Source organism: Enterobacter sp. PL1, from assembly GCF_945957325.1.
Lineage (GTDB): Bacteria > Pseudomonadota > Gammaproteobacteria > Enterobacterales > Enterobacteriaceae > Enterobacter > Enterobacter roggenkampii.
The window spans coordinates 62,568-74,406 of the sequence record NZ_CAMFKT010000005.1; the positions used below are offsets into that span (position 1 = coordinate 62,568).

Below are 11,839 nucleotides of genomic sequence, written 5' to 3' on the forward strand. Positions count from 1 at the left end.
GGGTTAACACATTCTATTCAGTCTGCGTAAGCTTAAACTGGCCTGAGGGACCTTCTTGTAAGGTGAAGCGGGCCGCATAGCGAATAGAATCGTTTTTCCCTGACACCTTCAGAGCAACATCATATTCTCCGGCTTGCCACGCAATCCCCTGCCACTGGTGACACTGTTGGGTCGTTAACGTCACTTCAGGGCTAAACGTTGACGGCGGCGATACCGCTTTCCATTCATTTCCCGCGCGTTTCATTATGGTGGGCGAATGGCTGGTGACAGGCGCGTCTAACCCGGAGTTAGCGGGAATAGCAAAGCAGGGTTCGTTGTTCTTTAGCGTAACCGAAAGCGACTGATATTGTGCAGGATGAGATACGCAGGCACTCACCGTTAATGCGATTGCTACAACACTGAGTAACTGTTTCATAACCATACCCGCCGGTCTTTAGGATTTTGAATAAACAACGATAATACCTGCAGGTATTTATCCTTCAGGTCGGGGCCGATTATTCCCTCAAACCCAGCAATGTTCCGGAAATCACCCAGGCCGTAATTTATCAAATAATAAAAATCTGAAATGATAGAAGCCTGCTGCTCCATACCAAAGTCCGATAGTTTTTTATCGGGGGGCAGAGAATAATTATAACTTGCTGCCCAACTGAATGCACCTCGGGTTCGAACATTCATTCCAATCTGATGCTGCAATACATGCACCATTTCGTGAATAAACCAGTGTTTATATCGCGGAACCTCTATTGAGAAGTCATCCCGATAATGCGGCTCGCGAAAATAGAGCTCACCATTGGGGGTCATCGCGACATCTGTCGACTGCATATTAAACGGCAAATAGCTTTTATTATGGACTTTAACTTCTGAATACTTTATTGCGTCACTAAAAACCGAGCGCGCCAGTGCTATTTCGCCAATGGTGAGAGGACGGGCGCCTCCTTCCTGCAAACTTGCCATGCTATCTTCCTTCCCGGTTGATAATGACCGGGGAAAACTCCCCGGCCACATACGCAATTACGCTTCTTTGTTTTCTTTGATGTTCCAGCCAGCGCTGCTTTCAGCACCCTTACCACCCGACGTGGTCTGCTCCCAGTACTGCTGTTTCACTTTCGCAGCCTGGAATGCATAGGTCACACCAACGGTATCGCCGTTGTCAGCACCGGTATACTGAACAGAGGTCACCAGCACATCTTCCAGCGTGATGCGGGAGTATTCCACCTGCTGGCCGCCCGCTTTACAAACGGACAGCTCAACTTTAGTCAGGTGTTTACCGCTTGCGCAGTGTTTCAGGATAGCGGTGGTGGATTTGTCGATCAGCGCGTTAACGTGCAGGTCGTTAAAGTTAACTTTACCGGCACCGCCGCCACCGCCAACGCTCATATTACCTGGCTGGGAAGCGCCCCAGGAGAAGGAGGTAATATCAGTCCAGCCGGTGTGGTTAGAATCTTTAGATTCGCCCGTAACACCCTCGACCTTCAGAAACATATCAATAGCCATAATATCTACTCTTCGTGGATGAACAATATTGCTTTCGAAAAAGCACTTATATGGCAAACAGGAAAGCATGGGGCTGAATAAAACCGTCCATATTTTACCTCTGCCTCACATCAAATGACCCGTGTCATTTGACAGTCTTACATTCCCCCGGAATAAATGGAAAGAATGTGAAGTCTTTTACTACTGCGGGTTATCCTGAATCCAGGTGCGGTCAGGATTTCCGATGATTAATTGAGGAACAAGTTTATTAAGTTCGTCACTATGATAAAGACGCAGACAATTTAACGTGACACCTTTTACGTCGGGCTTTCGCTCAGCATGAAACCCGTTAATGTGATCTTTATATTTTCCAATGAGCGCATCCATTTTCTCAGTGCCATTTTCAGCATCAAAAGGTATCCACTCAATGAATGCACTCGCAGTGCGAGCGGCGTCAGTAGAAAACTGGCTGCCTTTATCTGCCACCTGCGCAAGGCAGCGCGCAAGGACAAAATCTTTAACTACCTGCCGGTATGTTTGCTGCTGATAAAAATCAACGTATGGGTTATCGCCGCGAGCAGAAAAACATAAGCAAGCGAGCAAAAGAAATGCTGTCTTTAGCTGCCTGGATGAAATTATTTTAATTCCCAAAACCAGATTTCCTGACAGTACGGAAAGCAATCGGAGTTACATATAAACGAATTATTACTCAGAGGCTCGATAAGGTCGATATGACCACCGCCATACCCATCAATTTTATTGAAGAAAACAACGCCTTTTCGGCCCAACATCGATCGCGCACCCGCCTCACGATCGGTAAAGATTTCTGCCTTGCCAAACACATGGGATTTATAAAGTTGATCCGCAAGTAATTTTGCGCCGGGTTCGATTGTTTTTCCTTTATAGGGGCCCGACTTTATGGGTAAACGCCCTGTGAATTCAACATTACATTTTAACAATGCCAGACTCATTCTTACCGCACAGGTATTTTCGTATGCCGGTTGCTGCTTGATAATCGTTGAATAATCATAGCCAATTTCTGAGAAGACCTGTTCACCCGAGGCAAAACCCGCGCGGGTATGATTTGAAGAGTAATGCTGACGTTTTAGTTGTTCGTATAATGGTCTCATTTGTCACTCTCCTTTTTGCACGGGCGTAATTCTTTCATTCCGTCAATGATGATTTTTGAAGCGCGTTCCTCGCCTTGCTGTTTCGATAAGTTCGCAAAACGAGAATAGAGAAACTCATGTAGCGTATTTGGCAAAAAAGGCCTGCCCTTGCACCATGCAGTGCCCTCAGACGCGTCGACTACGCCGAGAAGATACATATTTGCCTTGATGCGTTCACGTTCATTCGTTTTCGACAGCCAGGCTTTAGCGAAACGCTCTGCACTCAAATTTAAATCGTATCCCGTTAACAACGTCGGATCGCGTTGGAAGTTTGATGTGTCATCCTGAGGCAATGCTTCCGCTTGAGGGTATTTATAATTTCCGGCGTCCGCGCTTGCCAGAGTAGAAACTGCCAGCAAACTGGTTGCGATCAAAAGTCTATGTTTCACCGTATATCCTTATTCACTGACAGAAATAAGTTAAGCTTTTACGCACAAATGGCCGGCCCCTGCGGGCCGGCAATTATTATCACGCGTCTTTCGTCTTCAGCGACGGCAGTTTAGAAACCAGGCGCAGGGAAACGGTCAGACCTTCCAGCTGGTAGTGTGGACGCAGGAAGAACTTCGCGGCGTAGTAGCCCGGGTTGTCCTCAATCTCCTGCACCTGCACTTCCGCAGCCGCCAGCGGTTTGCGGGACTTGGTCTCCTGGGAGGAGTTCGCCGGGTCACCGTCGACGTAGTTCATGACCCAGTCGTTCAGCCAGCGCTCCATCTCTTCGCGCTCGCGGAAGGAGCCGATTTTGTCGCGCACGATGCACTTCAGGTAGTGGGCAAAACGGCAGCAGGCGAACAGGTACGGCAGGCGAGAAGCCAGACGCGCGTTGGCGGTGGCATCCGGGTCGTGGTACTCGGCCGGTTTTTGCAGGGACTGCGCGCCGATGAAGGCAGCAAAGTCGGAGTTTTTGCGGTGAACCAGCGGCATAAAGCCGTTTTTCGCCAGCTCGGCTTCACGACGATCGCTGATAGCGATCTCGGTCGGGCACTTCATGTCCACGCCGCCGTCATCGCTCGGGAAGGTGTGGCACGGCAGGTTTTCCACCGCCCCGCCGGACTCCACGCCGCGAATCGAGGTGCACCAGCCGTACTCTTTAAAGGAGCGGTTGATGTTGGCTGCCATCGCATAGGCCGCGTTCGCCCAAGAGTAGCTGTTGTGGTTCGCGCCGTCGGTCTGCTCTTCAAAGTCAAAGCTGTCCACCGGGTTGGTGCGAATGCCGTACGGCAGGCGCGACAGGAAGCGCGGCATCACCAGCCCCAGATAGCGGGCATCTTCGGATTCACGCAGTGAACGCCAGGCGGCGTATTCGGTGTTCTGGAAGATCTTGGTCAGGTCGCGCGGGTTGGCCAGCTCCTGCCAGGACTCCATCTGCATCACGCCCGGTGCGGTACCGGTAATGAACGGACAGTGCGCCGCAGAGCCGATGCGCGCCATTTCGCCCAGCAGCTCAACGTCCTGCGGGCTGTGGTCGAAGTAGTAGTCGCCGACGATGCAGCCAAACGGCTCGCCGCCGAACTGACCGTACTCCTGCTCGTAAATTTTCTTGAAGATCGGGCTCTGGTCCCAGCCCACGCCCTTGTAGCGCTTCAGGGTGCGGCCCAGCTCCTGCTTGGAGATGCTCATAAAGCGAATCTTCAGCATCTCGTCCGTTTCAGTGTTGTTCACCAGGTAGCTCAGACCGCGCCAGGCGCTCTCCAGCTTCTGAAACTCTTCGTGGTGAATGATCTGGTTCACCTGCTGTGACAGCTGTTCGTCGATACCGGCAATCAGGTTCTGAATGGTGCGGTAGGTATCGTTCGAGAAGGTGACGGTATTTTCCAGCGCCTGCTGCGCCAGGGTTTTGACCGCGCTTTCGACGGCGGAACGCGCCTGGTCGGTTTTCGGGCGGAACTCTTTGTTCAGCAGCGCGCTGAATTCATCCTGGCTGAACGCCTGACCCGCCTGCTGCTCGTGTTGTTGAGTCTGGTTGCTCATCGATTATTCCTCGCTACCTTTCGCGCTTTCGTCATTTTTCGGCAACTGGCTCAGGGATTTGAGCAGCGTCGGATCCTGCAGAATTTTTGCGATCAGCTCTTCCGCACCGTTTTTACCGTCCATATAGGTCAGCAGGTTGGAGAGCTGGGTGCGCGCTTCCAGCAGCTTGTTCAGCGGCTCAACCTTGCGGGCCACCGCGTCCGGCAGGAAGTCGTCCATGCTGTCGAAGGTCAGATCGACGTTGAGCTTACCTTCGCCGGTCAGGGTGTTGTCCACCTGGAACGCCACGCGCGGCTTCAGCGCCTTCATGCGTTCGTCAAAGTTGTCGATGTCAATTTCGAGGAATTTACGCTCGTCGACGGCCGGCAGGTTTTCCACCGGTTTGCCGACCAGATCGGCCATAACGCCCATCACAAACGGCAGCTGAATTTTACGTTCTGCACCGTAGATCTCTACGTCATACTCGATCTGCACGCGGGGGGCACGGTTACGTGCGATGAATTTCTGCCCACTGTTACTCATTGCCATGATGTTCTCCATCAAAGATGCGCGGTGAAGTTGAAACGCCAGGCTCCATGCCTGACGTCATAATGCCTGGACGCGCTATTCGCGGCGCCCAAAGATGTTTTCCAGTTGGTTAACGCCGTCTGGCGCCAGGTCGCGAATAATGTCCATAAAGTTAAGTTCTGACAGCCGCTGCACCCGTTCAATCATCAGCGGTGCGGGGTGGCTCGGTTCGTACTGCGCAAAATACTGCTTCGCTTTTTCCAGCATCAGCTGGGCGTCGGCGCGGCTGGTGACCTGCACGCTGCGCCAGTCGGTCACCGGCTGAACGGGCTGCGTTGCCGTCGGCTGCTGTTCAGCCAGTGTCTCTGCCTGCGCTTCACGGTTCGGCAGCAGCTTGCTGATGTCGGTCACCTGACAGGCGCTGGCGACCAGCCCCACGGTTTTCAGCAGTTGCTCCATCTCAGGTACGCCGCTTTCACCGAGATGCCCGATGAGCAGCTCGCGAATGGCCAGCAGACGTTCGTTAATGACGATGACCGCGGCGGTCCCCGGCTGGTCGCCGCGAGCCAGCTCGTCAATCAGCCGCGGGCGCCCGCCGGGATAGTCCGGGCATTCGGTTTTACTGCCGTCCAGCAGCGCCTGGGCATCCCGCAGCGAAATTTCATCGCCGTTTGAACGCAGCAGCGAGGCGTTGCGTACCGCGACCGTCAGGTCGGATTTATCACTCAGCCCGGCGAGAGCGTTGATGCGGTAGAACGGGTCGGTTTCGCCATACTCTTCGAGCAGCGGATAGAGCGGCTCCCAGTAGCGGGCGATCGCCTCCTGCACCAGCAGTAATCCGTCCGCGTAGCCCGCCAGCCCGCGACGGCGGGTCCAGGCATGGGTTAACGCCAGCAGGACGCGAAGATCTTTGGTGCGGGTCAGCAGGCTGGTGGCGTATTTTTCGACCGTGTTCCAGTCAGCAGGCTCCGCCGGGATGATGGTGTCGCCAAACTGCTGTTCCGCTTTCCCAAGGCTTGCCTGGTTCATCGCCTGGAAGTCAGCGTCGTACTCCAGGTTTTCGCCGCAGGGGTTGTCAGGGCTTATGGGCGCGAGAAATTCTTCGATATTCATGAGATCCCTGCTTATTCAAACATAGGCGGATAGAGACCGTGACGGCCCGGACGGGCGCCCCCTGCCGGATCGAACAGCAGGGTGAAAAGCTGCCCGGTAAAGTTACCGCTGTGCACGTGGGTGTAGAGCGGGTATCCGTCGCAGCGGTTGGTCCACCAGTAGCTGGTCTGACGCAGCGGGTCAAAGCACTCTGCCGCCTGAGGCCAGCCCAGCGTGCTCTGGCCGTCCTCGTCGTAGCCAATCACATCCAGGATGTCGGAGCGCTTTTGCGGCTCGACCGGCTGCGGCGCCGGAATGGACATCAGCATCTCGTCGAGCTGCGAGGCGGAAAAACTGTTGCGCACCGCGTGCAGCCCCAGGCGTCCAATCTGCTGATACCAGCTTTCGGCCTGGCTGAGCAGGCTGGTCGACCACTCTGACGGGGCGAAGCTCAGCTGAATGCAAACCGGGTATTGTCGGCCGACGCTGTCGCGCCCGGGCAGCAGACAGCCCATCTGGATCATCTGGCTGCCCAGCATGGGCGGTACCACAAAATTCCAGACGGGTGCTTTCTGAAACGGGCGCTCGCCGCTGCGCTGCTCTTCCTGCTGCCAGGCCAGCAGACCGACCTGGAACCAGTGCGACCACTGGCGCTGTAAGGTGTCAGGAAAGCGGCGCTGCAAAAAATCTCCGGCGCTGGGTAACTTGCCATACCAGCTGTAGCGGTTCATCGCAGGGGTATTCGTCATACGGCTGTCCTTGCGGTTATGGGCATGAGAAACGGGGAAGCTGGAACGGGTTGCGAATGCTGTTTGGCGCAAACTCCAGCGTGACCTGATGTCCGTCGACGTTGAAGGTGGCCTGACGGCTGAGGCTACCCGCCCCCGGGCTGGTGCTCGCTTTATCAAAGAAGCGGTTCAGCGCCCAGGAACCGTTGGTCACCAGCGTCGCCGTGCTGCCGTTCGCCAGACCCAGCTGCATGCGGACCTGGTTGGTGCCGCCCGGCCCCGGCCAGTTCATGATCTGCACCGCCTGCGGCCCGTGGCTGTAGCGCAGCAGCTGACCGTCCACGTCCAGGGTGAGGTTCAGAATGGTGTTATCCATTCGCACGGTGCGAACCGTCACCTTGAAGGACGGCGTGGTTGCGCCGTTAGCAAAGAAGGCGTCGCGAATCGACTGGGCCTGCTGGAACGGTCTCAGCAGCCCTTCGCTTCCCGGCAGCGTTTTCCCGCCGATGCCCGGCATAAAGCGCCAGTTGGCCTGGGTGGTGTCCACTTTGCTGGTCAGGTTATCGCGAAAGAAGGTATCCATCAGTCCGGTCCCCGGCGCAAACATGCGCGCGAGATCGTCAGGGGTGACCTCGGTGCTGGCGCTGCGCACCAGCGGGTAGCGACCGGCAATCGCCTGACGGCAGAACCCGCCCACCTCAACGTTAATGCGCTTACGCACGTTTTCCAGATCGCGACGCTGGGTATCGCTGCTGGCACCCACCGCCATGTTGCTGAACATGGTTTGCAGCCCGCCTGGCAGACGACCGGCGCTGGCCTGCAGACGGCTGATCGCCTCCCCGCCCGGCGCAGGCATGCCGCTGTTGGCCGCATCCTGCACGGCGGTCAGGTAGCGATAGAGTTCATCCAACTGCTTGAGAAAATCATCAAACACGATGGTCTTCCCGCCCTTCTCCAGCGGCTGGGCCAGCTCAATCATCGGCGCGTAATGGTCGGTCACCAGCTGCTCCGGCGCCTGGGTAACCGCGGCGGCCTGCGTTGGCGCGTTGTCATTATTGCTGAACAGCGCTTCCAGCGTGCGGGTGGCGCGGCTGCTTTGCGCCTGCGCTTTACCCGCATCTTCCGGCGCTGGCGTATCGCGGGAGAGCGTCAGGACCTGGCTCAGGTTCTGCACCAGGCGGCGCAGCGGCGAGTTGGCGCCGGAAAGCAGGCGCGCGGTATTGATGCGCTGGGAAAGGTCGGCGCTGTTATTCAGCTGAATGTCAGCGAGAAAGCGATCCCAGTTAGCGATAAAGTCGCGCATATAGAGCTGGCGCACGGCGTTATCGATCTGCTGTTTATCTTCCTGCGCCGTGGCGGCCCCCAGCACCCAGGCGTCGTCCTCGTGCAGGGCGGTGGTAACGCTGTCAATCTGGCCGTTAAAGCTTTTCCAGTAGCCGTCCGGCGTATACAGACCCGGAACGCCTTCGCTCACCGGCTTGCCGCTTTTGCGGGAAAATACCAGCTCGCTCTGCGGTCCGCCCAGGTCGGAAAGGGAGACCGGCTTCAGGTTGTCGTCATGCTCCAGCAGGCGCTTCAGGCGGCCGTAGACGCGGGTTGAAAGCGGCTGCTGGCCGATCATCGCTCTTTCGCGCGCCACCAGGGACTCGTCCTGCGCGTACGGCGAGGCCTGAATTTTCGGCTCCAGCAGCTGCGTCAGGTGCCATTCAAGCTGCTGCAGCTGTGCCTTCGTGACGTTCTGCGGCAGGTTACGCTGCAGGTTGAGCATTACCCACGAATGCAGGAATTTGCCGTCGTAGTGCTTCGGCTGATAGAGCATCTGATAGGCTTTCAGCGCCTCGTAGCTGTATTCCACATCGCTGCCGTTGTCGTTGCGAAGCCAGGTGGTGATGTGCATGGCGACGGCAGGGAGCAGCATCTGATCCAGCGCTTTCTGATACAGGGACTGAGAGGCATCGCTGACGTCATCCCCGCGATAAAGCCCCATACGGCGGGAGACCGGCGGATCGTTCACGTCAAACGCGTCGCTTTTCGGCAGATCCACCAGGCTATTCAGAAGCGGCAGCAGTTCGAACAGATCACGCTGGGTCTGGTTCTGTAAGGCCTTGCTCTGCTGGTCGAGCAGCGGAACCTTCGCATCCACTTCTTCCAGGTAGGCCTTGTTTTTGGCATAGCTGGTGAGCCACAGTCCACCCAGGATCACCAGCAGGGCCAGCAGCGCCGCATAGCCAGACCAGATCACGGCCCGGTTGCGCAGCTCCCACCAGCGGTTTTCTCCGGCGATCCCGGCTTCCTGGAAGATGACGTTTTGCAGCAGGTTCTTGATGAAGAAACTCTGGCCTTTTGCGCCCGGGATTGGCGATTCTTTGCTGACCGAATCCCAGTTATCGCTCTCTGCCCCTTCCGGCAGCGACAGCGCGCGGTTCAGTTCGCCCATCACGCGGTCGAACGGCATGCCTTCCTGCGTCCCGCTGGCGAAGTAGATCCCGCGCGGAGAGAACTCGGTTTCGAAGTTCGAGCGGGCGAAGACCGTGCTCAGGTAATCCGCCAGCAGCGGACGCAGCGCGGCGAACTCCTGCGGGAAGAGATACGCTTCGGCGCGGGTCTTCGCGTCATGCTCTTTGAGCATGGTTTCCGGCAGCCCGGCGTCGAGGCGCTGCTGCAGCAGAGAAAACTCCTGCTGGAAGTTGCCCATCAGGTCGTAATCGGCGTGTTTGGTTTGTTCCCACGGCAGCGTGAAGCCCCAAATCTGGTCGCGCTGCGCTTTATCGTAGTCGGCAAACCAGGCGCGGAAGCCTTTGAGCAGGTCGGCCTTGGTCACCATCACGTAGACCGGGAAGCGAATCCCCAGCTGTTCATGCAGCTCGGACAGACGCTGACGCAGGTTCACCGCCTGCTGGCGGGACGCCTCGGCTGACTGGGTGAGCAGGTCAGAAATGCTGATGGTGACGATCACACCGTTGATCGGCTGGCGGCGGCGATACTTGCGCAGTAACCCCATGAACTGCAGCCATTCCCCGGCGTCCTGCACCTGCTCGCTCTCCTGGGTGGTATAGCGACCCGCGGTGTCCAGCAGCACGGCCTCGTTGGTAAACCACCAGTCGCAGTTACGCGTGCCGCCAATGCCGCGCAGGGCGGTCTTACCGAAGCGGCCGGCCAGCGGGAACTGCAGCCCGGAGTTGACCAGCGCCGTGGTTTTACCGGAACCCGGCGCGCCGATAATGACGTACCACGGCAGCTGATAGAGATATTGCGTGCTGAAGCGCTGCGTCCACTGAGCGCCCTGCCCCGCCTTGCTGAAGTGCGCTTTTTTCAGCATCTGCGCGGCTTCATCAAAACGGCTGGCGAGGATCTGCTCCTCGTTGTTCAGTCGCTTCTGCGGATCCGCCGCTTCCGGGCTGGTGGTGTTCTCATTGAGCTTGTCCATCAGCTTGCGGTTCAGCCAGGCGTTATAAAGACGCGGCAGAATGTGGCCCTGCGCCCACAGCAGATAGACCACGGCGATACTGATGATGCGGTTCTGTTCAGATTCAAGCGGCCGGGTGTCCACGATGGACAACAGCGGGCCAATCATCCAGATCACCGCCGCCAGCGCCGTGACGCCGAGGAAGCTCCACAGAATGCGGTTAGTCAGTATGGAAAGAAGAGTCGTCAGCATTCCTTAGTTTCCTTGCGGCAATCCGTTCAGCTCGGCCTGGGTATTTTCAGGCGACACCAGCAGAGTAATTTCCACACGGCGGTTACGGGCGCGGTTTTCAGGCGTCGTGTTCGGCGCCACCGGGTTAATCTCGCCCCGCCCTTCCGCTTTCACGCGGCCAGGCTGAGAGAGGCTTCCCTGCAGCATTTTCTGTACCGAGCGGGCGCGTTCCAGAGAGAGTTCATAGTTAGAGGCAAAGCGCGCGCTGCGGATCGGCACGTTGTCGCTGTAGCCCACCACCAGAATTTTGCCGCTCACGTTATTCATTGCCTGCGCGATGCGGTGGATGACCGGTTCATAGCGGTCGCGCACGACGGTCGAGGCAGAGGCAAACAGCCCGTCGCCTTTCAGGATAACCACGCTGCGATCCGCTTCGTCTTTCACCGCGACGAGGCCAGCCTCGATCTCCGGTTTCAGGAAGCCTCGCAGGTTCAGCACTGCCGGAAGCTGACGCGCCGGTTGCTGAATAGTGGTTTCCGGCAGCTGGGACTGGTAAATCTTCGCCAGCACCGGGTTGGTGCTGTCGCCAAGACGCCAGTTGAGCACGATATAAAACAGACAGGCGATAAACCCGGCCAGCGCCACGCAGGCCCAGAGAGGAACCATCGGCCGCCAGAGCTTGCGCAGCACCGGGCGATCTTCCGGATGGGGAGAAAGCGGCGCCGGATAGCTGCCGCGCACGCCGCGGATCATCTGCCACAGCCGCTGCTTGATGGTCTCAAGCTGGGTGCGGCCATTGTCCAGCACCCGATAGCGTCCTTCGAAACCGAGCAGCAGACAGTAGTTGATCATCTCCAGCAGCAGAATGTGCTCGCGCGGGTTTTGCGACAGGCGCGCCAGCAGCTGAAAGAACTTCTCGCCGCCCCAGGTTTCGTTATGGAACGTCACCAGCAGGCCATTGCTTGACCAGACCCCGCTGCTGCCCCAGGGGGTGAGCGCGGCAGCCTCATCGAGCGCCGTACACAGGCAGTAGCGTGCCCCGACGATCACTTCGTAGGGCAGCCCCGCCTGCTGACAGCGGACTTCGAAACGGCGAATTTCATCGATCAGGCGCTGGCGTAACGCCACCTGATCGTCGTGCGATACCGAATGACGGATCTGCGGAATCGCATTGAGCAGCGGATTGGCGGCCGCCACCAGCTGATTGTTGCTACTGGCCCCGGTGAACGCGGCATCGCTGCCGGTATCCTGTCGTTCCTGCATAT

General features: G+C 57.3%; 12 protein-coding genes. All 12 read right to left on the reverse strand.

Features of this window, described 5'->3' with window-relative positions; all coding sequences use genetic code 11:
* Positions 1–13: 13 nt before the first annotated feature.
* The 12 genes from N6P30_RS06395 to N6P30_RS06450 all read right to left on the reverse strand — a co-directional run bounded on the left by N6P30_RS06395 (position 14) and on the right by N6P30_RS06450 (position 11,837).
* Positions 14–421: a putative T6SS immunity periplasmic lipoprotein gene (locus tag N6P30_RS06395; RefSeq protein WP_031274939.1), complete on the reverse strand. Its 408-nt coding sequence runs from the start codon at positions 419–421 to the stop codon at positions 14–16.
* On the reverse strand, positions 412–954 hold the full coding sequence (locus N6P30_RS06400; RefSeq protein WP_023293798.1) for a hypothetical protein: 543 nt from the start codon (positions 952–954) through the stop codon (positions 412–414). Before N6P30_RS06400 ends, N6P30_RS06395 begins: the two co-directional genes overlap by 10 nt.
* Positions 955–1,011: 57 nt before the next feature.
* Positions 1,012–1,494 (reverse strand): Hcp family type VI secretion system effector, encoded by a 483-nt coding sequence (locus N6P30_RS06405; protein ID WP_008502640.1) that lies wholly within the window; start codon positions 1,492–1,494, stop codon positions 1,012–1,014.
* Between the two features lie 180 nt (positions 1,495–1,674).
* Positions 1,675–2,124 carry a T6SS amidase immunity protein Tai4 family protein gene (locus N6P30_RS06410; protein ID WP_084831952.1) on the reverse strand — a complete coding sequence of 150 codons (450 nt, stop codon included), beginning with the start codon at positions 2,122–2,124 and terminating at the stop codon, positions 1,675–1,677.
* Positions 2,109–2,603 carry a T6SS effector amidase Tae4 family protein gene (locus N6P30_RS06415; protein WP_021240383.1) on the reverse strand — a complete coding sequence of 165 codons (495 nt, stop codon included), beginning with the start codon at positions 2,601–2,603 and terminating at the stop codon, positions 2,109–2,111. Before N6P30_RS06415 ends, N6P30_RS06410 begins: the two co-directional genes overlap by 16 nt.
* The gene (locus tag N6P30_RS06420; RefSeq protein ID WP_023293799.1) at positions 2,600–3,031 is read right to left on the reverse strand and encodes a Rap1a/Tai family immunity protein; all 432 of its coding nucleotides are present in this window, start codon (positions 3,029–3,031) and stop codon (positions 2,600–2,602) included. Before N6P30_RS06420 ends, N6P30_RS06415 begins: the two co-directional genes overlap by 4 nt.
* Positions 3,032–3,110: 79 nt before the next feature.
* Positions 3,111–4,610 carry a type VI secretion system contractile sheath large subunit gene (gene tssC, locus N6P30_RS06425; RefSeq protein ID WP_021240385.1) on the reverse strand — a complete coding sequence of 500 codons (1,500 nt, stop codon included), beginning with the start codon at positions 4,608–4,610 and terminating at the stop codon, positions 3,111–3,113.
* A gap of 3 nt (positions 4,611–4,613) precedes the next feature.
* Positions 4,614–5,138 carry a type VI secretion system contractile sheath small subunit gene (tssB, locus tag N6P30_RS06430; protein WP_008502644.1) on the reverse strand — a complete coding sequence of 175 codons (525 nt, stop codon included), beginning with the start codon at positions 5,136–5,138 and terminating at the stop codon, positions 4,614–4,616.
* A 75-nt stretch (positions 5,139–5,213) separates the two neighbouring features.
* Entirely contained in the window at positions 5,214–6,230 is a 1,017-nt protein-coding gene (gene tssA, locus N6P30_RS06435) for a type VI secretion system protein TssA (RefSeq protein WP_023293800.1), read from the reverse strand.
* 11 nt (positions 6,231–6,241) lie between these two features.
* The gene (gene tagF / locus N6P30_RS06440; protein ID WP_008502646.1) at positions 6,242–6,958 is read right to left on the reverse strand and encodes a type VI secretion system-associated protein TagF; all 717 of its coding nucleotides are present in this window, start codon (positions 6,956–6,958) and stop codon (positions 6,242–6,244) included.
* 16 nt (positions 6,959–6,974) lie between these two features.
* A complete protein-coding gene (tssM, locus tag N6P30_RS06445) occupies positions 6,975–10,595 on the reverse strand; it encodes a type VI secretion system membrane subunit TssM (RefSeq protein ID WP_023293801.1) in 3,621 nt (1,206 codons plus the stop codon).
* Positions 10,596–10,598: 3 nt separating this feature from the next.
* Complete coding sequence (locus tag N6P30_RS06450; protein WP_008502648.1) at positions 10,599–11,837, reverse strand: DotU family type VI secretion system protein; 1,239 nt, start codon at positions 11,835–11,837, stop codon at positions 10,599–10,601.
* Between the last annotated feature and the right edge of the window lie 2 nt (positions 11,838–11,839).